The sequence below is a fragment of the Bradyrhizobium sp. UFLA05-125 genome, assembly GCF_059803515.1.
This window is the reverse complement of the sequence record NZ_JBANBJ010000058.1, coordinates 20,575-44,292: the sequence shown is the minus strand read 5'-3', so window position 1 is coordinate 44,292 and position 23,718 is coordinate 20,575. Positions and strand designations below refer to the sequence as shown.

Genomic DNA, 23,718 nt, shown 5'->3' with positions numbered 1-23,718 from the left:
TCATGAACGTCAACACCTCGCCTGACCAGATTGTTCGCAGCACGGCCCAGGTGACGCCGGGCTACATGTCCGGCTTCGGCAACAGCTTTGAGACGGAGGCGCTGCCGGGCGCGCTGCCGATGGGGCGCAACTCGCCGCAGCGCTGTGCCTATGGGCTCTACGCCGAGCAATTGTCAGGCTCGCCCTTCACGGCGCCGCGCGGCACCAATGAGCGCTCCTGGCTCTATCGCATCCGCCCGTCGGTGAAGCATTCGGGTCGCTTCGAGAAGGTCGATGCTGGCCTGTGGCGCTCGGCGCCGTGCCAGGAATACGACCTGCCGATCGCGCAGCTGCGCTGGGACCCGACGCCGATCCCGAAGGAGGAGATCACCTTCATTGCGGGCGTGCAGACCATGACGACGGCCGGCGACGTCAATACGCAGGCCGGTATGGCCGCGCATATCTACCTCATCACCAAATCGATGGTGGACCAGCATTTCTACAATGCCGACGGCGAGCTGATGTTCGTGCTCCAGCAGGGCAATCTGCGTCTCGTCACCGAGTTCGGTCGCATCGATGCCGAGCCCGGCGAGATCGTGGTGATTCCACGCGGCGTCAAGTTCCGCGTGGAGATTCCGAACGGGCCGGCGCGCGGCTATCTCTGCGAAAACTATGGCGGCGCCTTCACGCTGCCGGAGCGCGGCCCGATCGGCGCCAATTGCCTTGCCAACGCGCGCGACTTCCTGACGCCGGTTGCGAGTTACGAAGACAAGGACACGCCGACCGAGCTCTACGTCAAATGGGGCGGCTCGCTGTTCAAGACGACGCTGCCGCATTCGCCGATCGACGTGGTCGCCTGGCACGGCAATTACGCGCCGTACAAATACGATCTGCGTACCTTCTCGCCGGTCGGCGCGATCGCCTTTGACCATCCCGATCCTTCGATCTTCACGGTTCTGACCTCGCCATCGGAGACGGCGGGCACGGCGAATATCGACTTCGTCATCTTCCCCGAGCGCTGGATGGTTGCCGACAACACCTTCCGCCCGCCCTGGTATCATATGAACATCATGAGCGAGTTCATGGGCCTGGTGTACGGCGTCTATGATGCGAAGCCGCAAGGCTTTGTGCCCGGCGGTATCTCGCTCCACAATTGCATGCTACCGCACGGCCCTGACCGCGACGCCTTCGATCACGCCAGCAATGGCGAGTTGAAACCGGTCAAGCTCACCGGCACACTCGCCTTCATGTTCGAGACCCGCTTCCCGCAGCGCGTCACCGCGCATGCCGCGAAGTCGTCGACGCTCCAGGACGATTATGCGGATTGCTGGAAGGGCCTGGAGAAGCGGTTCGATCCGAACCGGCCGTAGTCTTGCTTACCCTCCCCTGGAGGGGGAGGGGCGCTACGCATGCAGCGAAGCGGAATGCGTAGCGGGGTGGACAGCCTCCCATTGAGGCGGTGCCCGTGTTGAGAGGTCACCCCACCCCGTCTCATATTTCGCTGCGCTCAATGAGCCGACCCTCCCCCTCCAGGGGAGGGTGATATCGTCACCGCTGCGCCTACGGGAAGCCAATGCCCCATCCCAACGATCCCAGCCTCCGCTCCTTCATCGACGTCGATCCGTCCTCCGACTTCCCGATCCAGAACCTGCCCTATGGCGTGTTCTCGACGGCGGCCTACCCGGCACCGCGGGTCGGGGTCGCGATTGGTGACTACGTGCTCGACCTCTGGGAGCTCGAGCAGGACTCTCGCCTCGATGTCGGCCCGCTCGGCGTGTTCTCGGCGCCATCACTCAATCCGTTCATGGCACTAGGACCAAAGGTCTGGGCGAAGACGCGGGCGCGGATCAGTGAGCTGCTCCGCCACGATCATCCGGAGCTGCGCGACAACGAGGATCTGCGCAAGCAGGCCCTTGTGCCGATGCGTGATGTGCGGCTGCATCTGCCATTCGCGGTCTCCGGCTATACCGACTTCTATTCGTCGAAGGAGCACGCCACCAATGTCGGCGTGATGTTCCGCGGTAAGGACAATGCGCTGCAGCCGAACTGGCTCTACATGCCGATCGGATATAACGGCCGCGTTTCGACGGTGGTGGTGTCCGGCACCAAGGTGAAGCGGCCGCGCGGGCAGTTGAAGCCGCCGACCGCAGAGGTGCCGGGCTTCGCGCCCTGCAAGCGGCTCGATTTCGAGCTGGAGATGGGCGTCGTCATCGGACAGCCGTCGCCGATGGGCGGCATGCTCAGCGAGCAGCAGGCCGAGGAGATGATTTTTGGCTTCGTGCTGCTCAACGACTGGAGCGCGCGCGACATACAGCAATGGGAATATGTGCCGCTCGGGCCGTTCCTCGCAAAGGCCTTTGCGACCTCGATCAGCCCGTGGGTGGTGACGCGCGAGGCGCTGGAGCCGTTCCGCACTAAAGGTCCCGAGCAGAGTCCGGCGCCGCTCGATTATCTCAGACAGGGTCGGCCGCAGAACTATAATGTCGAACTCGACGTCTCCTTGCGCGCCGCCGGCACGAATACGCCCGCCAGCATCAGCCGCACCAATTTCAAGTACATGTACTGGTCATCGGTCCAGCAATTGATGCACCACGCCTCCAGCGGCTGCGCGATGAATGTCGGCGATCTCCTCGGCTCCGGCACGATCTCCGGGCCCGAGAAGAACCAGCGCGGCAGCCTGCTCGAAATCTCCTGGAACGGCACCGAGCCGGTGGAGTTGCCAGGCGGCATCAAACGGTCGTTCCTCGAAGATGGCGACAGCCTCGTCATGCGTGGCTGGTGCCAGGGCGACGGCTATCGCGTCGGCTTCGGCGAGGTCGAGGGGACGATTCTGCCGGCGGCTTAGGACGGCGCCACGAATTGTAGGGTGGGCAAAGGCGCGCTCTTCGCGTGCCGTGCCCACCTCGTCTGTTGCATTCGCGGAGAGATGGTGGGCACGGCGCAAAAGCGCCTTTGCCCACCCTACGAGTTCACCGCGCCTCTGGCGGCACGTCGCGGATCCGCGCGCAATGCGCGGTGACATCCTCCACGCTGTATTTCAAATGCACCCGCTTGTCTGATGGAACATGCTTCGCCACGCACACGCCCGGCCGCCATTCCTTCTCAGGGCGGATCGGGCGCGGCGCAAAGCCGCCGCCGCAGTTCGGGCAGACGTTGAAGAGTTTCGTCTCGACGCAGTCCGCACAGAACGTGCATTCATAGGAGCAGATCCGCGCATTCATAGCATTCGGCGGCAGATCGCAGTCGCAATATTCGCAGTTCGGCCGAAGCTGGAGTGCCATGGCTCAGTCTCCCGGAGCATGATCCGGACCCGAAAGGCCGCGTTAGCGCAAAGTGTGAAGCGGCTTTCCGAAAAGATCATGCTCAAACAAAAATAGGCTGGCGCCGATCATCGCAGATCGCGCGCCGTGCGCGAATGCCGCATTTCCCTCGATTTCAGCCAGGGGTGAGCCCCTTCAACGGCAGCCGCGAGCTCTCCTTCAGGCGGTCGAGCACGATCGAGGAGCGCACATGCGCGACGCTCTGGTGCGGCATCAGCACGTCGTTGACGAGGTTGGAGAGCCCCTTGAGATCGCGCAGCACCGCCTTCAGCACATAGTCGGCGTCGCCGGTGAGCGAATAGGCCTCCTGGATCTCATCGATCCGGCCGACGAGCGTTCGGAATCGCTTGGCGTTGTCGGGCGAGTGCGTCGCCAGCGTCACCTGGATGAAGGCGACGACGCCGAAGCCGAGCGCCTCGCTGGAGAGGTCGGCATGGTAGCCCGCAATCACCTTTTCTTCCTCCAGCCGCATGCGCCGCCGCGAGCATTGCGAGGCCGAAAGCCCCGCGATATCGGCGAGCTCCTGGTTGGTGAGGCGGCCGTCGTCCTGGAGCGCAGTCAGGATCTTGAGATCGAAGACGTCTACCGGAATCATGCGCAATTTGTCCATTTCATGCACAAACCGTGCATATCATACCGGAATCGCGTCCCGTTTGCACGCCCATTGCGCGCCCCATGAAGGATAGTTCAGGCGAACAATCCGGGAGAAGTCGCCATGGGTCCGTTTCCGCACGATGCACCGCCTGCCACCATCAGCGCCGATAATCCGATGGGCACCGACGGCTTCGAGTTCGTCGAATATGCCCATCCCGATCCGCAAGAGCTGCACGCGCTGTTCAAGCTGATGGGCTTTGCGCCGGTCGCGCGCCACAAGACCAAGGCAATCACGGTCTATCGCCAGGGCGACATCAACTACATCGTCAACGAGCAGCCCGGCACGCATGGCTTCGATTTCGTCGCCGCGCATGGGCCGTGCGCGCCGTCGATGGCGTTCCGCGTGGTCGATGCCAGGCAAGCCTATGAGCGCGCGATCGCGCTCGGCGCCGAGCCGGCCGACGTCTCGTCCACGCAGAAGACGCTGGATGTGCCCGCGATCAAGGGCATCGGCGGCAGCCTGCTCTATCTCGTCGATCGCTACGGCGCGAAGGGCTCGGCCTATGATTCCGAGTTCGAATGGCTTGGCGCGCGCGACCCGCGGCCTGCTGGCGCCGGCCTGTTCTATCTCGACCATCTCACCCACAACGTCCATCGCGGCCGCATGGATGTCTGGGCCGGCTTCTACGAAAAGCTCTTCAACTTCCGCCAGATCCGCTTCTTCGACATCGAGGGCCGTGCGTCCGGCCTGTTCTCGCGGGCGCTGACCAGCCCCGACGGCAAGATCCGCATTCCCATCAACGAGGATGCCGGCGATTCCGGACAGATCGAGGAGTATCTCAAGATCTATCGCGGCGAGGGCATCCAGCACATCGCCTGCGGCTGCCGCGAGATCCATGGCACCATCGAGGGCCTGCGTGAGGCTGGCCTGCCCTTCATGCCGTCGCCGCCCGACACCTATTTCGAGAAGGTCGACGCGCGGCTGCCCAAGCACGGGGAGGACGTTACGCGACTGCAGCGGAATGGCATTTTGATCGACGGCGAGGGTGTCGTCGACGGCGGCCAGACCAAGGTGCTGCTCCAGATCTTCTCGGCCAACGCGATCGGCCCGATTTTCTTCGAGTTCATCCAGCGCAAGGGCGACGACGGCTTTGGCGAGGGTAATTTCAAGGCGCTGTTCGAATCGATCGAGGAGGATCAGATCCGCCGTGGCGTGCTGAAGGTGGGGAATGCGGCGTAAGGCTGAGTTGTGCGCGAACTCACGCCAACCAACAGGTGTCGTCCCGGCGAAGGCCGGGACCCATAACCACAGGGAGTGGTTGTTAGACGAGCTTGGCAACCACGAGCCTTCGCCAAACTACTCCCTGGGGTTATGGGTCCCGGATCAGCGCTTCGCTCCGCTTGTCCGGGACGACAGTGGAGTGTGAGGCTTCAGCGGAATTTTACCGCCCGGCCTTCCACGCGCTCGTCACCGCGCTGATCTCCGCGGCCTCAGGCTCCCGAACCGCTGATGGCGTGCGCGAGAACCGCGGCGCGGGCGCCGGCTGCTTCACGCCGTGGCGCTCGACGAAGACGTTGCGCGCGACCATGTGCGGATGCTTCGTGGCCTCCAACATCGTCAGAACCGGGGCGAAGCAGATGTCAGTGCCTTCCATGATGCTGCACCAGTCGTCGCGCGTCTTGCTCTTGAAGACGACCTTCAGCTTCTCCTTCAGCGCCGGCCAGGCCTTGCGGTCCATCTGCGCCTCGAAATCGGCGTCGGTGAGCCCGGCGTGCTGGCGCAGCAGCGCGTAGAACTGCGGCTCGATCGAGCCGATCGAGATGAAATGGCCGCAGGCGCATTCATAGACGCCGTAGAAATGCGCTCCGCCGTCCAAAAAGTTCTGGTCGCGGCCTTCGGTCCAGCGGCCCATCGCGGTCATGTCGAAGAAGAACGACATCAGTGACGCCGCACCGTCGCACATCGCGGTGTCCACCACCTGGCCCTTGCCGGATCTTTGCGCTTCCAGCAGCGCCGCGAGTACGCCGACCACGAGATAAAGCGCGCCGCCGCCGAAATCGCCGACCAGGTTGAGCGGCGGCACCGGCGCATCCTTCGTACCGATCGCAGCAAGCGCGCCGGTGATGGAGATATAGTTGATGTCATGGCCCGCGGCATTCGCCAGCGGACCTTCCTGACCCCAGCCGGTCATGCGGCCATAGACGAGCTTTGGATTGCGCGCGAGCACGACATCGGGCCCGAGGCCGAGCCGCTCCATCACGCCCGGACGAAAACCTTCGATCAGCGCGTCAGCGCTCGCGAGCAGGTCGAGCACCTCTGCGATCGCCGCCTTGTCCTTCAGGTCGAGCTCGATCACCTTGCGTCCGCGCCCAGCCACCGACTTCATGCTTTTCCTCGCACCTAAGCGGTCGAGCGTGACGACTTCGGCGCCCATGTCGGCGAGCAGCATGCAGGCGAACGGGCCGGGGCCGATGCCGGCGAATTCGACGATGCGGAAACCTGCGAGCGGGCCGGAGGCGCGAACGGAGGAGCCTTCTGATTCTTCTCGGGCTGATTGATCGAGCACGTTGTTGTTTCCTCGGGGGTCGCAAGACGGGTGCGCGAGAAGCGGCACCTGTTTGGACGTTCCTCTATGGGGCGAGTTAATTGGTCGATTAAATTTTCTCGCCTTCGACCTGACGAGGCAAGCGCTTTTGCTGCATGGGCGCATAATAAAAGCGGCGCGCATTACTGCGCGCCGCGGAAAATTTGTGTTGAGTAGCTAAAGCGCGATCGCTATCGCGCTTTAGCTCTTTGTTTGAGCATGATCCTTCCGGAAAACCGCTGCACACTTTGCGCTAACGCGGCCCTTCGGGTCCGGATCATGCTTTGTCAGCCCGCGGCTGCAACCGCGCGCTGCGCCATCACCTTGATCAGATTGGCGCGATACTCCGACGAGCCGTGAAGATCCGAGAGCAAGCCGCTTGCCGGGATCGTCACGCCGTCGATGCTCGACGCCGCCCAGTTCGCCTTCAGCGCGGCTTCGATGGCGGAAGCGCGCATCACGCCGCTCTGCGAGGCACCGGTCACGGCCACACGGACGTCGCCCGACCCGGTCTGGGCGACGAACACGCCGGTCAGGGCGAAGCGCGAGGCCGGATGCGGGAACTTGGCGTAGCCCGCCTTCGCCGGGATCGGGAAGGACACGGCGGTGATGATCTCGCCGTCCTCGAGGGCGGTTGCGAACAGGCCCTTGAAGTAGTCATCCGCCGCGATCGAGCGCTTGTTGGTCTTGATCGTCGCACCCAGCGCCAGCGTCGCTGCCGGATAGTCGGCAGCCGGGTCGTTGTTGGCGAGAGAGCCGCCGATCGTGCCGCGATAGCGAACGGCGGGATCGCCGATCAGCGAAGCCAGGTACGCAACCGCGGGGATCGCCTTCCTTGCGGCGTCGCTGGTCGCAACGTCATAGTGCGGAGTCGCGGCCTTGATGGTCAGCGTGTCGCCGGAGGCTTCGACGCCGATCAGCTCCTTGATCTTCGCAAGGTCGATCACGTCGGAGGGGCTGGCAAGCCGCTGCTTCATCACCGGCAGCAGCGTCTGGCCGCCGGAGAGATATTTGGCCTCGCTGCCCTTGGCGAACAGAGAGGCGGCTTCGTCGATCGAGGACGCGCGATGATATGTTGTCTGGTACATCTTTGAGTCCTCCCTCTTACGCCGCCTGACCGTTGATGGTGCGCCACACCCGGTCCGGGGTTGCGGGCATTTCGAGATCGTTCTTGCCGATCGCGTCCGTGATCGCGTTGATCACGGCAGCGGACGCGCCGATCGCGCCGGCCTCGCCGCAGCCCTTGATGCCGAGCGGATTGCCGGGGCAAAGGGTCGTGGTGTGGCTGAGCTTGAACGACGGCAGATCGTCGGCGCGCGGCATGGTGTAATCCATGAACGAGGCCGTGATCGGCTGTCCGTTGGCGTCATAGACCGCGTGCTCGAGCAGCGCCTGGCCGATACCCTGCGCAAGGCCGCCATGGACCTGACCCTCGACGATCATCGGGTTGATCAGGCGCCCGAAATCGTCGGCCGCCACGAAGTTGACGAACGACGTCTTGCCGGTGCCGGGATCGACCTCGAGCTCGCAGATATAGGCGCCAGCCGGGAAGGTGAAGTTGGAGGGGTCATAGAAGGCGCTTTCCTTCAGGCCCGGCTCCATCCCGTCAGGCAGGTTGTGCGCGGTGTAGGCCGCGAGCGCGACCATTGGCAGCGCGATCTTCTTGTCGGTGCCGGTCACCTTGAACTCGCCGTTCTCGATGACGATGTCGGCTTCCGAGGCTTCCAGCTGATGCGCCGCGATCTTCTTGGCCTTCGACTCGACCTTCTCTACGGCTTTCAGGATCGCGGTGAGACCGACGGCCGCGGAGCGCGAGCCATAGGTGCCCATGCCGAACTGCACCTTGTCGGTGTCGCCATGGACGATCGAGACTTGGCTGATGGGAACCCCTAAGCGTTCGGAAATGAGTTGAGCGAACGCCGTCTCATGGCCCTGGCCGTGGCTGTGCGAGCCGGTCAGGACCTCGATGGTGCCGACCGGGTTGACGCGCACCTCCGCCGATTCCCACAAGCCGACGCCGGCACCCAAGCTGCCCACCGCCTTCGACGGCGCGATGCCGCAGGCCTCGATGTAGCAGGAGACACCGATGCCGCGCAGCTTGCCTTCAGACTTCGCTTTCGCCTTGCGGCCTGCGAAGCCGGCGTAGTCGATCGCCTTCATCGCCGCATCGAGCGAGGCGTTAAAGTCGCCGGTGTCGTAGGCCATGATGACCGGCGTCTGGTGCGGGAACTGGGTGATGAAGTTCGTCTTGCGCAGCGCGGCCGGATCGACCTTCAGTTGCCGCGCCGCCGTCTCCATCATCCGCTCGACCAGGTAGCTCGCCTCGGGCCGTCCCGCGCCGCGATAGGCGTCGACCGGCGTGGTGTTGGTGTAGACGGCGATCACCTCGGCATGGATCGCCGGGATGTCATACTGGCCCGACAGCAGCGTCGCGTAGAGATAGGTCGGCACCGCCGAGGAGAACAGCGACATGTAGGCGCCGAAATTGGCGTAGGTCTTCACTCTGAAGCCGGTGATCTTGTTATTCGCATCGAACGCCATCTCCGCATGCGTGACATGGTCGCGGCCATGCGCATCGGTGAGGAAGGCCTCGGTGCGGTCACCGGTCCATTTCACTGGGCGGCCGGTCTTCTTCGACGCCCACAGCGCCACCATCTCTTCGGGATAGATGTAGATCTTGGAGCCGAAACCGCCGCCGACATCGGGTGCGATCACGCGCAGCTTGTGCTCGGGCGCGATGTTGTAGAAGGCCGACAGCACGAGGCGCGCGACATGCGGATTCTGTGACGTCGTATAGAGCGTGAAATGCTCTTCTGCCTCGTTATAGTCGGCGACGGCCGAGCGTGGCTCCATCGGGTTCGGCGCGAGGCGGTTGTTGGTGACGTCCAGCTTCACCACGTTGGCCGCCTTCGAAAAGGCGTCGTTCACCGCATTCTCGTCGCCGATCACCCAGTCATAGATCTGGTTGCCGGGTGCCTCGGGATGGAGTTGAGGTGCGCCGGCCTTGACCGCGTCGGTCACGTTCGCGACAGCGGGCAGTTCCTCGTAATCGACCACCACGGCTTCGGCGGCGTCGCGCGCCAGATTCTTGCTTTCGGCGATCACGACCGCGACGGCCTGGCCGACGAAGCGCACGGTCTCCGGCGCCATCGCCGGCCATGCGCCCATCTTCATCGGGCTGCCGTCCTTGGAGGTGATGGCCCAGCCGCAGATGAGATTGCCGACCTTGTCGTCGACGATCTGCTTGCCATTGAGCACCGCGACCACGCCCGGCAGCTTCAACGCCGCGGAGGCGTCGATGCCTTTCACCTTGGCATGCGCGTGGGGGCTGCGGATGAAATGGGCATAGGTCATGCCCGGTAACTTGACGTCGTCGACATACCGGCCCTTGCCGGTAATGAAACGCTTGTCTTCCTTGCGCACAACGCTTGCGCCAATGCCTTCAACACCCATGATCCTGTCCTCCCGACGGGAATTTGATTGACCGCACTTTCCAACGAAAGCTGCGGCGGTGGTTCGATTAGGCCAATTCGACTAGGCCAAGTCGCCGCTTACTCGGCGGCCTGCGCGACCTTCATGCGGCCGGCGGCATCCAGCACCGCCTTCACGATGTTGTGGTAGCCGGTACAGCGGCAGATATTGCCTTCGAGCTCGTGGCGGACGGTGGCTTCATCGAGCTGGCCACCATGGCGTTGCACGATGTCGACCGCCGACATGATCATGCCCGGCGTGCAATAGCCGCACTGCAAACCGTGATTGTCGCGGAACGCCGCCTGCATCGGGTGCAGCTCGTCGCCCTTGGCAAGACCTTCGATCGTGGTGACGTTTGCGCCGTCGGCCTGGCCTGCCAGCATGGTGCAGGATTTTACCGCGCGGCCGTCAATGTGCACGACGCAGGCGCCGCACTGGCTGGTGTCGCAGCCGACATGGGTGCCGGTGAGGTTGAGGTGATCGCGCAGGAGATGGACCAGCAGCGTGCGGTCCTCGACATCGACAGAGACAGCCTTGCCGTTCACTGTCAGTTTGACTGTAGACACGTGAGTACCTCCCTTATGTGTTTTGTCGTTATTCCAATTAGAGACAGCGCGAACGGAACTTTGCAACTGGGATTTTGGTGACCGCACGTCATGGAAAGGTCATCGTGGCTGGTCGCAGGCGCTCGATTCGATCATGACGTTGCGTGCCGCCGCCAGCGCGTGGCGCGACCCGTGAGACTCTTTCGGAAAAATCTGCGTCACGCCTGCGGCGGCGTGCTTTCCATGCCGCCGCGCGACGCCGCTCACCCTGGGACCTCAGCCCTGTCGTGCGTCGCTTCTCCCTCCGATGCCTTGTTCGTTGTCTCGAATAGGAGCACGCGCTCACGGCTTTGCAATCGCGATCTTCGTAGTAGGCGCGAGCTATCTAAGTCATTGATTTCATTGATGGTGACCCCGGCCGCCCCGCCGCGGAGGCGCGCCCGCAAGCCGTGGCGTACACGGGCGTCCCGCTACTGCGACTCCGACAGTCCATTCCGTCATTTCGGGGCTCCGGGCGCCTGGGATCCGTCGGGCCACAGGGTGCGTGGAGAGTTCTCAGATGCGCAATCGCGCATCATCGCTCGCGACTTCGTCGCGCCCCGTCACCATCCTGCACGACGAGACCGAAGCGCAGATCGGCGGCAAGCTTGCGCAGCTCGGCTCGCCGCCGATCGGTTCGACGTCGCGCAAGCTTGCTGCGAATTTTTTGGAGAACTTCGCGACGGTGGTAGCGCCGTCATCGTGATTGACGCGAACGATCGACGCGTGATGTCGGGTGCAACGATCTGATCGTGGCACGATGTTGCCGCAAATCCGATCGTGCATTTCAAGCCGCAAAATAAGGGCGAGACGCGAGCGTCGACAACGAGATGAGCGGCAAAAGCCGACGTTGATTTGCACTACTACCTTCCGCCTATACTAAGCGCGCAAAGCTGATGCTGTAATTTTCAACGATGGCTCGCAGACGAACTGCGCATCACGAGCGCAGCGCGCTCAAGCGCCCAACATGGCGTGCACAACATCACCGCGGAGGGAATACATGACCTTTGGAACGAAGGGCTTTTTGGCTGGCATTTCGCTGATTGCGATGCTGGCGGCCGGCACGTCCGGCACTCGCGCCAACGACTCGCTGCTCAAGGCGCAATCCGATGCGAACCAGTGGGCGGTTGCCGGCCACGACTATGGCAACACGCGCTTCAGCCCGCTCAATCAGATCAACACCGAGAACGCCGGCAAGCTGACGCTCGCCTATTCGTTCTCGCTGGCGTCGCTGCGCTCGAACGAATCCTCGCCGATCGTGATCGGCAACACGCTCTACGTCTCGAGCTCCTGGGGCCCGAAATACGTCTACGCGCTCGATGCTGCGACCGGCGTTCGCAAATGGACTTACGAACCCGACATTCCCGATGACGTGCTGCAATACGCCTGCTGCGACGTGAACAATCGCGGCGTCACCTACGCCGACGGCAAGATCTTCGTCGGCCGCCTCGACGGCAAGCTGACGGCGCTCGATGCCGCGACCGGCAAGTCGCTGTGGACTACCAAGGTGGTCGACTACAAGCAGGGTTCGGTCATCACTTCGCCGCCGCTCGTCGTGCGCGACAAGGTCATCACCGGCTTCGGCGGCGGCGAGTACGGCGCGCGCGGCGCGCTGCTGGCCTTCGACATCAACACCGGCAAGCAGGTCTGGCAGACCTACACCGTGCCCAATCCGGATGAGCCCGGCGGCGACAGCTGGAAGGGCGATACCGCCCAGCATGGTGGCGGGGCGGCCTGGCTGGTCGGCTCCTACGATCCGAAGAGCGATACCGTTTATTGGGGCACCAGCAATCCCGGCCCGTGGAACACCGCGGTGCGCTCGACCGGCGACGGCAACTTCGGCAAGCTGACTAACCTCTACACGGCCTCGACGCTCGCGCTCGATCCCAACACCGGCAAGATCAAGTGGCACATCCAGACCACGCCAGCGGATGCCTGGGACTATGACGGCGTCAACGAGGCCGTGCTTGCCGATCTCAAGATCGGCGGCAGCAACGTTCCAGCGCTGCTGAAGGCGGATCGCAACGGCTACTTCTTCGTCGCCAATCGCGAGACCGGCAAGGTGCTGTCGGCGGAGAAATACGTCTTCTCCAACTGGGCCAAGAAATGGGACATCAACACCATGCGCGCGGAAGAGGATCCGGACAAGCGTCCGGGGCCGAACCATCCCGCCAAGGACATCTGCCCGAACCTGATCGGCGGCAAGAACTGGCAGCCGATGTCGTTCAACCCTCAGACCGGCCTCGTCTACATCCCGTCCAACAATGTCTGCATGGACTGGTCGGTCGGCGACGTCGCCTACAAGCGCGGCGTGTTCTATCTCGGCGCCGAATTTCCGACCAAGGAAGGCCCCGGAGGCTTCCTCGGTGAACTCGTGGCCTGGGATCCGGTTGCGCAGAAGAAGGTCTGGTCGATCAAGGAAGACCTGCCGTTCAACGGCGGCACGCTGACCACCGGCGGTGGCTTGGTGTTTGCCGGCAATATCCATGGCGACTTCCGCGCCATCGATGCGAAGTCCGGCAAGGTGCTGTGGAGCAAAAACCTCGGTTCCGGCATCGGTGCGGGCCCGGTGACTTACCAGGTCGACGGCAAGCAATACGTCGCCATCGTCGTCGGCCGCACGGCTTCGCTCCCTGCGTTCCTGGGCGAGGTGGGTAAGAAGATGACGGCCGCAGCTCCCGAGGGCGGTTCGCTCTTCGTGTTCTCCGTCCAGTGACCACTCGCGCGCGTATCTCAGAGGTGACGGGATACGCGCGCGCTTTTTCCAGGCGATCGTTGCGGCACCGACTGATGCCGTGTGCCGCAGCGCCTGGTCCAACAAGTCCCAACTACGGGAGATGAGGATGCGCCGGAATCATCTTGGAAGTCGCAAGAGCCGAACTCGCGCCATGAATCGCACCATGACAGCGCTGGTCGCATGGGCCGCCGCATCCGCGATAATCGCTCCCGCCGCAACGGCTCACGCGGATGAGACACAGCCATTCCGTCTCTGTGCCGATCCGGCCAATCTTCCGTTCTCCAGCGATAGTGCGTCGCAGCCAGGCTTCTATGTCGAGATCGGGCAGGCCTTGGCGCAGGCGCTCGGACGGCCGATCGCCTATGACTGGTACAAATCCTATTTCGGCAAGCGCACCGTGCGCGTCACGCTGCTCGGCAAGCAATGCGACGCCATGATCGGCCTGCCGCGCTCCGAGGACTTCATGGGACCGGCCGTGATCTTCTCCAACGCTTTCACAAAGGAGGGCTATGCCCTGGTGGCGGCAAAGGGGCAGGCGATCGGGGGCGTCGAGGGCCTCAGGGGCAAGCGCGTCGCCGTGCAGTTCGCCAGCACGCCGCAAAACCTGCTCGCGAGGCGCGACGACATCCAGAAGGTGACCGTGCTCTCGCCCGAGGAAGGCATGCAGGCGCTCGACCAGGGCAAGGCCGACGTCGCCTTCATCTGGGGACCCGTCGCCGGCTGGTTGAACAAGACCACCTATGGCGATCGCTATCAGATCGAGCTCACCGAAGGCGAAGGCCTGTCATGGGATGCGGCCATCGGCTTCGCAAAGACCTCGGCGGAGCTGCGCGATCGCGTCGATGCCATCCTGCCGCAGCTTCAGAAGACGATCGCCGACCTTGCGGTGAAATACGGCTTGCCGACCGGCCAGCCCGTTCGCTTCGGCGCGGCCCAGGCGGTGCCGGCCGGAACAACGACGGGAACGGGAACCGGAGCCGGGGTAACTGAAATTGCCAATGTGGTGGCGACCGAGACCAAGGGTGACGCGGCCACGCCAGGCGCCGAGGCCGTCGGCACGGGCAAGGAGATCTTCAACGGCACCTGCGCGCATTGTCACGGTCCCGACGCGATCCAGAGCGAGAAGAAGATCGACCTTCGGCTGCTGCGTCACCGCTACGGCGACGAGATGCGCGAGAAATTCTGGACCACCGTGCATGAAGGGCGGCCCGCCAAGGGCATGCCGGCCTGGAGGGAGGTCTTCACGGACGACCAGTTCGACAACATCTATTCCTTCCTGCTGACGGTCCAGTCCGAATCGAACGACTGAACTCTCTTGACCAGACGCGACCATGAGGGTGAGGTAGAGTCCATCCGGCATCATCCCGGCGCCGGATGGTCGCCACTTGGATGTACCGCTTCCGCTCCTGCGGTGGACGCCCGCGCGGTGGAGTCTCGTGCGATCGACTCTTGGGCGATCGACTCTTGGGAACGCGCCATGACCAGCTTCCTGATCATCGACGATCATCCGCTGTTTCGCGAGGCGCTCGGCAATGCGGTGCGGCTGGCATTGCCGGAGGCGCGGATCTTCGAGGCGATGTCGATCGAGGACGCCCTGAATATCCTTTCAGCCGAAGAGGGTATCGATCTTGCGCTGCTCGATCTCTCGTTGCCGGACGCGACCGGCTTCTCCGGCTTCCTCCGCTTGCGCGAGACCTATCCGCGCCTGCCCGTCGCCATCGTGTCGAGCGAAGAGGACCAGCACGTCGTCCGCGAGGCGCTGGCACTGGGCGCCGCCGGCTATCTGCCGAAGTCGACGTCGAAGCGCGAGCTCGCCCAATCGATCGAGGGCGTGCTGAGCGGATCAGTGTCGGTGCCGAAAGATTTTGTCGCAACGCCGCAGCGGCGCCGCGCCGACACCAGCAAGGCGCTCGCGGTCAAGCTGCGCGAGCTCACGCCGCAGCAGCTTCGTGTGCTCGACCTCCTGCGCCGCGGCTACCCGAACCGGCAGATCGCCCAGGAGCTTCAACTCGCCGAATCCACCGTGAAGGCGCACATCACCGAGATCCTGCGCAAGCTCGGCCTGTTCAGCCGCAACAAGGCGATCATCGAGATCGGCAAGATGGACCTGCCCGATCCCAAGTGCCGGCCCTATGCACGCCTCGATCGCGGCAGGTCTCAATGAGGCGCGCTCTCGTTCTTGACCTGAATCAACCCGGTTGGACCCGGCTGAGGCATTCTCATCTCAACGTCGAACCCGGCAATATTTCGGGCAATATTTTAGGGATGGCTCACGCGTGATGCGATTTCTGATCGTCGAAGACCATCCACTGTTTTGTGAGGCGCTTGAATGTGCGCTCCAGATGGTGGCGCCCGAGGCCGACATCCTTCAGGCCACATCGATCGACGGCGCGCTGGAGCTGTTGTCGGCGACATCAGGACTCGATCTCATTCTGCTTGACCTGTCGATGCCGGGCACGACGGGTCTTTCGGGCATCATCCGCATCCGCAAGGCGTTTCCCAAAATTCCCGTCGTCATCGTATCAGGGCATCAGGATCCGCAGATCATTTCCGGCGCATTGTCGCTCGGCGTCGCCGGCTACATCCTCAAATCCTCGTCCAAGCAGGATCTCGCGCTGTCGATCGGCGAGGTGCTGCGCGGCGCGGTCTGTGTTCCCACCGCTTATCGTGCGACCCGTCCGCAGCGCGCCGCCGGCCCCGCGCAGGATCTCATCAAGCGCCTGCACGAGTTGACGCCGCAGCAATTGCGCGTGCTCGAAATGCTCAAGCGCGGCCTGCAAAACAAGCAGATCGCCTATGAGCTGAAGATTTCGGAGACCACCGTGAAGGTCCACGTCTCCGACATCCTGCGCAAGCTCAACGTGCTCAGCCGCACCAAGGCGATCGTCGAAATGTCCCGTATCGATTTCACGACGCTGGCGAGCGAAGGCGCGAGCGCGAAGCACAATCGCGCGCAGTCGGAGTAACAGCACGGTCGCGATTGAGGCCCTATCGTCTTGCTCTCCCGCAAGCGGACGGCAATCGCATATGAGCATCGACGAGGTCGTGATGCCCGGGCTTGTCCCGGGCATCCACGTTCTTTGTGCTGCGGGTAAGGCGTGGATGGCCGGGACAAGCCCGGCCATGACGACGTGGAAACTTCAGCGCCGCAAGCGCTCACGCCATATGCGACAGCCCTGTCCGCAAGTGGAAGAGTCTGCGCTAGCTTGCGGCCCGGCCATGCTGCTCTTCGCGACGATACCCTTTTGCAGGTGATTTGCCCGACGTGTCAAGTGATTTTCGGATAAAGCGTAGGCGCTGCCATCAGGCGCTTCTACTTTGCATGGGGTTGTTTTGCGGATTTTGATGCGCGACCCGGCCGACCGTCGATATCCGCCTCAGGTCAGCAGGAATGACAGCAGCGCGCGCATCTCGGCGGGCTTGATCGGCTTCTTCAGCACCTCGAGCCCGTGGAGGCTGGCCTCCTTCGCGGCCCTTTCGGAATAGTCGGCCGTGATGATCATGGCCGGCACGTCCAGTTTCAAATGCTCCCGGATGTCGGCGACGGCAGACAGGCCGCTCTCGCCGTGATCGAGATGGAGGTCGGCAATCACGGCATCGGGGGAGCCGCCGAGCTCGCTGAGCCGCAGCAGCGCGTCCGCGGCCGATCGCGTGGTCGCGACGTCGCAGCCCCAGCCCTCCAGCAGGGCGGCCATGGCCTCGGAGCCGTTCGGATCGTTCTCGATCAGGAGGATCTTGGCGCCTTCGAGCCCGCCATAGTGGCGCTCGGCCAGCTTGACCTCGTGCACCTCGTCGCTGACTTCAGTGAGGTCGGCCGGCTCCAGCTCGAGGGCGAAAGTCGATCCCCGGCCGACCTGCGAGGACAGCCGCACCTCGTGTCCGAGCACGGTCGCGAAACGGCGGACGATGGAGAGGCCGAGCCCGAAACCAGCTTGGTCGGTGGCGCTCGCTTCCCCGCGCTGGAATTCGCGGAAGATCGCTTCCTGCTGCGCCTGCGCGATGCCTGGCCCGGTGTCGGAAACCTGGACGCAGATGCGCTCGCCCCTCGGCCGGCATCCCATGACGACGCCGCCGCTGCGGGTATAGCGAATGGCATTGGCAAGCAGGTTCTGCAGGATACGCCGCAGCATCATCGCATCCGACGTCACCGCAAGCTGTGAGGTGCGGATGCGCAAGGAAAGACCCTGCCGCGCGGCGATCGGCTCGAACTCGTTGCGGAGCTGCTCGAACAGGGGTGCCAGCGCGACCGGGCGCACGTCTGGCCTGAGCGCGCCGGCATCCAACTTTGCGATCTCCAGCAGGGACCGCAGCAAATCCTCCAGCGTCACCAGCGAGCGGTCGACCTGATCGATGAGCAGGCCAGCCTCCTGCGATTCCATCATCTCGGTCAGCGCCGACAGCGTCAGGCGCGCGGCGTTCAACGGCTGCAACAGGTCGTGGGTGACAGAGATCAGCACCGAGGATTTCAGCGAGCTCGCGGCCTCTGCCTGCTGCTTGGCGCGGTATAGCCCCTCATTGGCACGCTCGATCGAATGCAGGGCCTCGCGCAACTGGTGGGTCCGGTCGCGAACCTGGTGATCGAGCGCAATCGCCGTCTCGAACAGCGAGAACGCATTGAGCTGCTGGTCCATCGAGCGCTCGACGCGCGACATCAGCGCGGCGTTGATCTTCTTCAGCTTCGCGGCTTCCCGCTGAAGCTGCTCGACCGATTGAGGGTCCTGCCACGCCTCCGTCACGAGGGGCGCCTTCCGATCGCAACGCCCGTGAACGTCTGGTTCACATGCATCGAGCCGAACTGCTCGCCATAGGTGTGAAAGCCGACGACGCGGTTCTGCCGGTACAGCTCGGACATGTCGCGGGCGAGCTGATGCTGCTCGGCGTCCAGCCGGCGCAACAGGCATTCGAAGCCGATGAAGAGCGACACGTCTCCGATCTCATCACGAATTTCGGCGAACGTCTCGCGCGTCGAGCCGACCAGGCTTCGCGACGTCGCGGCGGTCAGCACCATGCCCTCGTCGATGGCGCAGAAGAAATGCAAGGAGCCGTCCGGTTCGACGCGCTGGATCGACCGCGCGTAATAGGAGCCGCCGACGCGCACCAGCACGGGGTGAGACGCAAAGGAGAACGGGTCGAGCTTGGCGTCCATGATCCCGACCATGCGCGAATATTCCTTCGCCGCGGGCTCCGCGTTCAGCTCCCTGACCGTTCGATTTTCGATGTCGGCCTCGGTGACCACCATTTTCTGCGGCTGTGGCTCGAAATTGTCGCACTTGAAGACCCGGAACGGCAGCGATGTGTTCAGGAGGATCAGGAGAGCGGCGTTGGTGTGGGCTTTGCCGTCGAAGAACACCCAGGTCTTCTCGAAGCGCAGCCCGTCGCCCGCCGATCCCCCGACGACCGGAATGTCGTCGAGCGAAGCATAAATCGCAGACATCACCGCTTCCTCGCGGCGGCACAAGCCGTCGATCAAGACCAGGCCGAACGGATTTCCACGGTCGACCTGCGGGGTGACCCGCAGCAGCTCGTGCCGGAGCTCGCCGCCGATCCTGCGGCCGTCCTCGACGCGGAAGCCGTCGAGATTGAGAATGGGGCGGACCACGGCCGAGAAGTCGGCGCGACTGAACGCCAGCGCCACGACGCTGTTCTCGTCCCAGCCGTCGGGGGCGAGCTCGCCCGCGGTCGTGCAACCGCAGACCTGGGTGTCATCGAAGTGCCGGGTGATCCCGGCGATGAAAGGATGAGGATCGTAAGCGGGTGAGAGGAAGACCAGGATCAGCGCGAGCTCGTCGGATGGGAGCTGGACCGCGAGCTCAGCCACGGCTTCATCGACGCTCGCAGCCTTCGATTTGGCAACGGCGACGCCAGACGCGCCGCCAAACCGAAAATCGGTTTGCCCCACTCCGTCTCTCCCCTCGAGGACCGGCTCGGTCTGACGCCAAGAGCCTGATAAGTGCACGACAAGTGCCCCAAGAGTAAGGCGTTTTCCGGTTAGCCGCAACACGGCGCCCCGATCCTGCCAAGGCTTGTCGGAGCCGTGGAGCGCACGAATTTTCTCCACCAGGATGCAGGCCGGACGAATTTACCGCCCCTTGACGTTTCTGCCCTAATTTTCCGCACCGGTTCGGGAGGGGCTGCTTCCGGGCCGCATGAGTGTCGCAAGAACATGAATTGGGGGTTGGAATGGTCGGGCGTACCGCGTCGAAGTCGAAGCGCACATTTTTTCCGACCCTGAAGTTCCGCGCGAAGATCATTCTCGGCTTTGCCGCGGTGCTCGTCATCTCGGCCGTCAGCATGGCCTTCGCGTATTTCGGCTTTGAGCGGGTCTCGGCCGGCGTCGGCTCATACCGCACCAGCGTTTCCGAGGCTGACCTCGCCCGCAACATCGATCGCGAGCTACTGGCCTATCGTTCGGCTGCCCGCTATTTCGTCGTCACCGGCAAGGAGGACGACGCCAAGGTGGCGCTGGAGGCCGAAGCCGGCCTGAAGAACGCGATCGACCAGGCCATCAAGGGCGCCAAAAGACCGGCGCGGCTGGAAAGCCTCAACAAGCTCGCCAAGGAGTTTTCGAACTTCTCCGCGACTTTTGCCAAGATCCTGCAAGCCAAGCGCGACAGCGCGCTCCTGGTGCAGAACCAGCTTCAGCGCAACGCCAACCTCCTGAAGTACAAGCTCGACGACATCGGCAACAACGCGTCGGAGTCCGAGGCGCAGGCGATCGAGTTCGGCACCAAGCAGGTCAATGCCCAGTTCCAGACCGCGAGCGCGGCGGCGACCAACTTCGTCCTCAATTCCGACCAGGCGCTGGCTGCGAGCGCGCTGGCGCGGCTGAAATTCGTCGAGAATTCGCTCAATGCGATCTACTCCATGGACGACAAGATCGTCGCCGGGCTGAAGGACGCCAAGGGCCTCCTCGTGGCCTATCGCGAAGCGCTGGAGAAGCTTGTCGCCAATGCCAAGATGATCGATGACCTCGTCACCGAGATGAGCGGCTCGGCCGGCGCCATCATGCAGGGTGCAACCGCAATGAAGGCCGATCTCGTTTCCGAGCAGCAGCGGCTGGAAACGGAATCCGAGACAAGCATCGACCAGACGGAGCATCTGATCCTGATGCTGGCTGCCGGCGGCACGCTGCTTGGTGCCATCTTCGCCTTCCTGCTCGGCACCGGCATCTCGCGGCCGATGATCGCGATGTGCAATGCGATGCGCGAGCTCGCCTCGGGCAACTTCGAGGTCGTGCTGCCGGGCCTCGGCCGCAAGGACGAGATCGGCGAGATGGCCGGCGCAGTCGAAGAGTTCAAGACGCAGGCGGTCGCGAAAGCCGAGCGCGATGCGGCAGCCAGTGAAGCCCAGAACAAGGAGACGGCCGCGGCACGCCGCTCCGAGCTGATCCGCTTTGCCGATGATTTCGAGACCGCGGTCGGCGCCATCGTTTCGAACGTCTCGGCCTCGGCCGTGCAGCTTGAATCGGCTGCGTCGACGCTGACCCGCACCGCCGAGACGACGCAGACCTTGTCGAGCCAGGTCGCCGGGGTCTCCGAGCAGGCCTCCTCCAACATGCAGTCGGTCGCCACCGCGACCGAAGAGCTCTCGGCTTCCGTCGAGGAGATCGGCCGCCAGGTCCGCGATTCCAGCCGCATCGCGGAAGCCGCCGTCGTGCAGGCCAAGGAGACCGACGGCCGCATCGGAAAACTGTCGCATGCCGCCCAGCAGATCGGCGAGGTCGTCAAGCTGATCACCGCGATTGCCGAGCAGACCAATCTTTTGGCCTTGAACGCCACCATCGAAGCGGCCCGCGCCGGTGAGGCCGGCCGCGGCTTTGCGGTGGTTGCGAGCGAGGTGAAGTCGCTGGCGAGCCAGACCGCGAAGGCGACCGACGAGATTTCCTCGCATATCACGGGCATGCAGGGCGCGACTGCCGAGTCGGTTGCGGCGATCAAGGAGATCGGCGCCACCATCGGCCAGATCTCGACCATCGCAACCTCGATTGCGAGCGCGGTGGAAGAACAGGGCGCAGCCACGCAGGAGATCGCCCGCAGCGTTCAGAACGTGGCGCAGGGCACGCAGACGGCCGCCACCGACATCGGCCAGGTCAACCGCGGCGCCGCCGAGACCGGATCGGCCTCGGAAGAGGTGCTCAACTCCGCCAAAACGCTCTCCAGCGAAAGCACGCGCCTGCGCGCCGAGCTCGACCACTTCATGGCGAATATCAGGGCAGCGTAAGGTTGCCCTTCCGTCGCCACGCCTTCTGCTGTCGTCCCGGCGAAGGCCGGGATCCATATCCCCGGGGAGAAGTTGTGGCGCGAAGCTAGTAACCGCCAGTCTTCGCCAAACCACTCTCTGTGGTTATGGATCCCGGATCGGCGCTCCGCTTCGCTGCGCTTGTCCGGGACGACAGGCTGAGTTTATGGCGCTGTCTAAATTTATTCGCGCCACACCTCACTCCCTCCCAAACGCTCGCTTCAGCTCTACCTTGGCGCGCTCGAGCCGCGTGCGCTGTGTCTTCGGCAAGGTCTTGCCGGCGCGATTGATGTAGAAGGTCAGCATCGACAGCGCCGATCGGTAGGCGCCGGACTTGCGGCGCCTCGAGTGTTCGGCCGAACGCTTCAGGGACGCTGCGATTTGCTTCGGGCTCGTCTGCTTGAACACGCCGCGCTTGAGATCGAGCGCGTCGCTCTCCTTCGTCACCCGTTGCGACCAACGCTTCGGCGCTGCACGTTTCGATGTCGTTTTCGATGTCTTGCGCGAGGCCGGATGGAGCCGCGCGCGGCTTGATGTTCGATGCGCCGCCTTGCGCTTTGCGGTTTTGCGCGAATGTGTCGACTTTCTGGCCTGAGCCATGCGTTAACTCCTTGCAGCTCTTCTGAAAACTGCTGCGCCGCGAGGCGGTTCCTGGGGGAACCTGACTTCGCCGCAAACGTTGTCGATGATCGCGGATTGAGTCAGGCCGCACCTCCAGCAATAGCGCGATGGACTTGCAGCAAACCCCAGCGCTGAATCTTGATTCTGCGGTCTCGGCGGCGGCGCATGATCGCGTCGTCGAGACCAGCATCCCCTCGCGCCTCGACGCGCTGCCGTGGAGCGGCTTTCATACCCGCGTTGTGCTGGCGCTCGGCATAACCTGGATTCTCGACGGGCTGGAGGTGACTCTGGCTGGCGCGCTTTCCGGCGCCCTGAAGCAAAGCACAACGCTGCATTTCTCCAATCTCGATCTCGGCATCGCCAACTCCGCCTATCTTGCCGGCGCCGTGCTGGGCGCGCTCGGCTTCGGCTGGCTGACCGATCGCATCGGGCGGAAGAAACTGTTCTTCATTACGCTGGCGGTTTATCTGTCCGCGACCGCCGCGACCGCGCTGTCGTGGAATGTCGCGAGCTACGCGCTGTTTCGTTTCCTCACTGGCGCCGGCATCGGCGGCGAATACACGGCGATCAACTCGACCATCCAGGAACTGGTGCCGGCGCGCTACCGCGGGTGGACCGATCTCGTCATCAATGGCAGCTTCTGGATCGGCGCCGCCATGGGCGCGGTGAGCGCCATCATCCTGCTCGATCCCGCCGTGGTCGGTCCCGATCTGGGCTGGCGCCTCGCGTATCTCATCGGCGCGACGATAGGTCTGGTCGTGTTGTTCATGCGGATGTGGATTCCGGAGAGTCCGCGCTGGCTGATCATCCATGGCCGCCCCGACGAGGCCCACGCGATCGTCGACGACATCGAGCGATCCGTGATCGGCCATCGGCAGGGCGACTCCACCTTCACGAAGATCCGCCTCAAGATGCGCGACCATACTCCGCTCGGCGAGGTCGTGCATACGCTGTTCTCGGTCTATCGCCAGCGCGCGCTGGTGGGGCTGGTGCTGATGAGCGCGCAGGCCTTTTTCTACAACGCGATCTTCTTCACCTTCGCGCTGGTCCTGACCGATTTCTACGGCATCAGCGCCGATGCTGTCGGCTGGTACCTCCTGCCGTTCGCCGCCGGCAATTTCCTGGGTCCGCTGTTGCTTGGCCGCTTCTTCGATACGCTCGGCCGCCGCACGATGATCGTGCTGACCTATGGAGTATCAGGCGTCTTGCTTGCAATCTCGGGTTATCTGTTCTCGATCGGCGCGCTGAGCGCGCAGGGACAGACGATCGCCTGGATGGTGATCTTCTTTTTTGCTTCGCCGGCTGCGAGCGCCGCCTATCTCACCGTCAGCGAAACCTTTCCGCTGGAGGTACGTGCGCTCGCGATCGCGGTGTTCTACGCGATCGGCACCGGCATTGGCGGGGTCGTGGGTCCCGCGCTGTTCGGCGCGCTGATCGACACCGGCTCCCGCAACAGCGTGTTCGCGGGTTACCTTTTGGGATCGGCGCTGATGATCGCGGCCGCAATCGTGGCGTGGCGCTACGCCGTCGCCGCGGAGCGCAAATCGCTCGAAGAAATCGCGCGGCCGCTTGCCTTGATGGAGTAGACT

19 protein-coding genes are annotated in these 23,718 nt (G+C 63.6%); 10 read left to right on the top strand and 9 right to left on the bottom strand.

Annotated features, from left to right (window positions below; all coding sequences use genetic code 11):
• Nucleotides 1-2 precede the first annotated feature (2 nt).
• Together hmgA and fahA are read left to right on the top strand one after the other, a co-directional pair.
• Nucleotides 3-1,349: a homogentisate 1,2-dioxygenase gene (gene hmgA, locus SO156_RS34080; RefSeq protein ID WP_458149697.1), complete on the top strand. Its 1,347-nt coding sequence runs from the start codon at nucleotides 3-5 to the stop codon at nucleotides 1,347-1,349.
• Between the two features lie 203 nt (nucleotides 1,350-1,552).
• The gene (gene fahA / locus SO156_RS34075) at nucleotides 1,553-2,824 is read left to right on the top strand and encodes a fumarylacetoacetase (RefSeq protein WP_458149698.1); all 1,272 of its coding nucleotides are present in this window, start codon (nucleotides 1,553-1,555) and stop codon (nucleotides 2,822-2,824) included.
• Nucleotides 2,825-2,948: 124 nt separating this feature from the next.
• Here the strand turns inward: fahA and SO156_RS34070 are convergent, their stop codons facing one another.
• Together SO156_RS34070 and SO156_RS34065 are read right to left on the bottom strand one after the other, a co-directional pair.
• Complete coding sequence (locus tag SO156_RS34070; protein WP_458149699.1) at nucleotides 2,949-3,260, bottom strand: DUF1272 domain-containing protein; 312 nt, start codon at nucleotides 3,258-3,260, stop codon at nucleotides 2,949-2,951.
• Nucleotides 3,261-3,414: 154 nt separating this feature from the next.
• A complete protein-coding gene (locus SO156_RS34065; RefSeq protein ID WP_458149700.1) occupies nucleotides 3,415-3,894 on the bottom strand; it encodes an Lrp/AsnC family transcriptional regulator in 480 nt (159 codons plus the stop codon).
• Nucleotides 3,895-4,014: 120 nt separating this feature from the next.
• On the opposite strand from SO156_RS34065, the gene hppD reads away from it, so the two are divergent.
• Nucleotides 4,015-5,133: a 4-hydroxyphenylpyruvate dioxygenase gene (hppD, locus tag SO156_RS34060; protein ID WP_498537826.1), complete on the top strand. Its 1,119-nt coding sequence runs from the start codon at nucleotides 4,015-4,017 to the stop codon at nucleotides 5,131-5,133.
• A gap of 202 nt (nucleotides 5,134-5,335) precedes the next feature.
• Here the strand turns inward: hppD and SO156_RS34055 are convergent, their stop codons facing one another.
• The 4 genes from SO156_RS34055 to SO156_RS34040 form a co-directional block, all read right to left on the bottom strand.
• Entirely contained in the window at nucleotides 5,336-6,460 is a 1,125-nt protein-coding gene (locus tag SO156_RS34055; protein WP_498537825.1) for a CaiB/BaiF CoA transferase family protein, read from the bottom strand.
• A 305-nt stretch (nucleotides 6,461-6,765) separates the two neighbouring features.
• Nucleotides 6,766-7,566 (bottom strand): FAD binding domain-containing protein, encoded by an 801-nt coding sequence (locus SO156_RS34050; RefSeq protein ID WP_498537824.1) that lies wholly within the window; start codon nucleotides 7,564-7,566, stop codon nucleotides 6,766-6,768.
• A gap of 16 nt (nucleotides 7,567-7,582) precedes the next feature.
• A complete protein-coding gene (locus tag SO156_RS34045) occupies nucleotides 7,583-9,931 on the bottom strand; it encodes a xanthine dehydrogenase family protein molybdopterin-binding subunit (protein WP_458151336.1) in 2,349 nt (782 codons plus the stop codon).
• 98 nt (nucleotides 9,932-10,029) lie between these two features.
• Nucleotides 10,030-10,515, bottom strand: a complete 486-nt coding sequence (locus tag SO156_RS34040) for a (2Fe-2S)-binding protein (protein ID WP_027526349.1) — start codon at nucleotides 10,513-10,515, stop codon at nucleotides 10,030-10,032.
• Nucleotides 10,516-11,053: 538 nt separating this feature from the next.
• On the opposite strand from SO156_RS34040, the gene SO156_RS34035 reads away from it, so the two are divergent.
• The 5 genes from SO156_RS34035 to SO156_RS34015 all read left to right on the top strand — a co-directional run bounded on the left by SO156_RS34035 (nucleotide 11,054) and on the right by SO156_RS34015 (nucleotide 16,236).
• Entirely contained in the window at nucleotides 11,054-11,239 is a 186-nt protein-coding gene (locus SO156_RS34035) for a hypothetical protein (protein WP_458151337.1), read from the top strand.
• Nucleotides 11,240-11,533: 294 nt separating this feature from the next.
• Nucleotides 11,534-13,249 (top strand): PQQ-dependent dehydrogenase, methanol/ethanol family, encoded by a 1,716-nt coding sequence (locus SO156_RS34030; protein ID WP_498537823.1) that lies wholly within the window; start codon nucleotides 11,534-11,536, stop codon nucleotides 13,247-13,249.
• A 184-nt stretch (nucleotides 13,250-13,433) separates the two neighbouring features.
• The gene (locus SO156_RS34025; protein WP_458151339.1) at nucleotides 13,434-14,579 is read left to right on the top strand and encodes a c-type cytochrome; all 1,146 of its coding nucleotides are present in this window, start codon (nucleotides 13,434-13,436) and stop codon (nucleotides 14,577-14,579) included.
• A gap of 168 nt (nucleotides 14,580-14,747) precedes the next feature.
• On the top strand, nucleotides 14,748-15,434 hold the full coding sequence (locus SO156_RS34020) for a response regulator (protein ID WP_458151340.1): 687 nt from the start codon (nucleotides 14,748-14,750) through the stop codon (nucleotides 15,432-15,434).
• A 115-nt stretch (nucleotides 15,435-15,549) separates the two neighbouring features.
• Nucleotides 15,550-16,236, top strand: a complete 687-nt coding sequence (locus SO156_RS34015) for a response regulator transcription factor (protein WP_498537833.1) — start codon at nucleotides 15,550-15,552, stop codon at nucleotides 16,234-16,236.
• A gap of 411 nt (nucleotides 16,237-16,647) precedes the next feature.
• Here SO156_RS34015 and SO156_RS34010 read toward each other — a convergent pair whose 3' ends face one another.
• Nucleotides 16,648-18,006, bottom strand: coding sequence for a hybrid sensor histidine kinase/response regulator (locus SO156_RS34010; RefSeq protein WP_458151341.1), 1,359 nt, complete (start codon nucleotides 18,004-18,006; stop codon nucleotides 16,648-16,650).
• The gene (locus SO156_RS34005; RefSeq protein WP_458151342.1) at nucleotides 18,003-19,169 is read right to left on the bottom strand and encodes an FIST N-terminal domain-containing protein; all 1,167 of its coding nucleotides are present in this window, start codon (nucleotides 19,167-19,169) and stop codon (nucleotides 18,003-18,005) included. The genes SO156_RS34010 and SO156_RS34005 overlap by 4 nt, the downstream gene beginning before the upstream one ends.
• Before the next feature lie 281 nt (nucleotides 19,170-19,450).
• Between SO156_RS34005 and SO156_RS34000 the strand changes: the two genes are divergently transcribed.
• Complete coding sequence (locus tag SO156_RS34000; protein ID WP_498537822.1) at nucleotides 19,451-21,490, top strand: methyl-accepting chemotaxis protein; 2,040 nt, start codon at nucleotides 19,451-19,453, stop codon at nucleotides 21,488-21,490.
• 216 nt (nucleotides 21,491-21,706) lie between these two features.
• Here the strand turns inward: SO156_RS34000 and SO156_RS33995 are convergent, their stop codons facing one another.
• The gene (locus SO156_RS33995) at nucleotides 21,707-22,108 is read right to left on the bottom strand and encodes a DUF3175 domain-containing protein (RefSeq protein WP_498537821.1); all 402 of its coding nucleotides are present in this window, start codon (nucleotides 22,106-22,108) and stop codon (nucleotides 21,707-21,709) included.
• 128 nt (nucleotides 22,109-22,236) lie between these two features.
• Here SO156_RS33995 and SO156_RS33990 point away from each other — a divergent pair, with 128 nt between their 5' ends.
• Complete coding sequence (locus SO156_RS33990) at nucleotides 22,237-23,715, top strand: MFS transporter (protein ID WP_498537820.1); 1,479 nt, start codon at nucleotides 22,237-22,239, stop codon at nucleotides 23,713-23,715.
• The last annotated feature ends 3 nt before the right edge of the window (nucleotides 23,716-23,718 follow it).

Excerpts from the sequence above, each read along its gene's own strand:
- hmgA (WP_458149697.1), top strand. The coding sequence starts at position 3 with ATGAACGTCAACACCTCGCCTGACCAGATTGTTCGCAGCACGGCCCAG.
- fahA (WP_458149698.1), top strand. The coding sequence starts at position 1,553 with ATGCCCCATCCCAACGATCCCAGCCTCCGCTCCTTCATCGACGTCGAT.
- SO156_RS34070 (WP_458149699.1), bottom strand. The coding sequence starts at position 3,260 with ATGGCACTCCAGCTTCGGCCGAACTGCGAATATTGCGACTGCGATCTG.
- SO156_RS34065 (WP_458149700.1), bottom strand. The coding sequence starts at position 3,894 with ATGATTCCGGTAGACGTCTTCGATCTCAAGATCCTGACTGCGCTCCAG.
- hppD (WP_498537826.1), top strand. The coding sequence starts at position 4,015 with ATGGGTCCGTTTCCGCACGATGCACCGCCTGCCACCATCAGCGCCGAT.
- SO156_RS34050 (WP_498537824.1), bottom strand. The coding sequence starts at position 7,566 with ATGTACCAGACAACATATCATCGCGCGTCCTCGATCGACGAAGCCGCC.
- SO156_RS34045 (WP_458151336.1), bottom strand. The coding sequence starts at position 9,931 with ATGGGTGTTGAAGGCATTGGCGCAAGCGTTGTGCGCAAGGAAGACAAG.
- SO156_RS34035 (WP_458151337.1), top strand. The coding sequence starts at position 11,054 with ATGCGCAATCGCGCATCATCGCTCGCGACTTCGTCGCGCCCCGTCACC.
- SO156_RS34030 (WP_498537823.1), top strand. The coding sequence starts at position 11,534 with ATGACCTTTGGAACGAAGGGCTTTTTGGCTGGCATTTCGCTGATTGCG.
- SO156_RS34025 (WP_458151339.1), top strand. The coding sequence starts at position 13,434 with ATGACAGCGCTGGTCGCATGGGCCGCCGCATCCGCGATAATCGCTCCC.
- SO156_RS34020 (WP_458151340.1), top strand. The coding sequence starts at position 14,748 with ATGACCAGCTTCCTGATCATCGACGATCATCCGCTGTTTCGCGAGGCG.
- SO156_RS34015 (WP_498537833.1), top strand. The coding sequence starts at position 15,550 with ATGCGATTTCTGATCGTCGAAGACCATCCACTGTTTTGTGAGGCGCTT.
- SO156_RS34000 (WP_498537822.1), top strand. The coding sequence starts at position 19,451 with ATGGTCGGGCGTACCGCGTCGAAGTCGAAGCGCACATTTTTTCCGACC.
- SO156_RS33995 (WP_498537821.1), bottom strand. The coding sequence starts at position 22,108 with ATGGCTCAGGCCAGAAAGTCGACACATTCGCGCAAAACCGCAAAGCGC.
- SO156_RS33990 (WP_498537820.1), top strand. The coding sequence starts at position 22,237 with ATGGACTTGCAGCAAACCCCAGCGCTGAATCTTGATTCTGCGGTCTCG.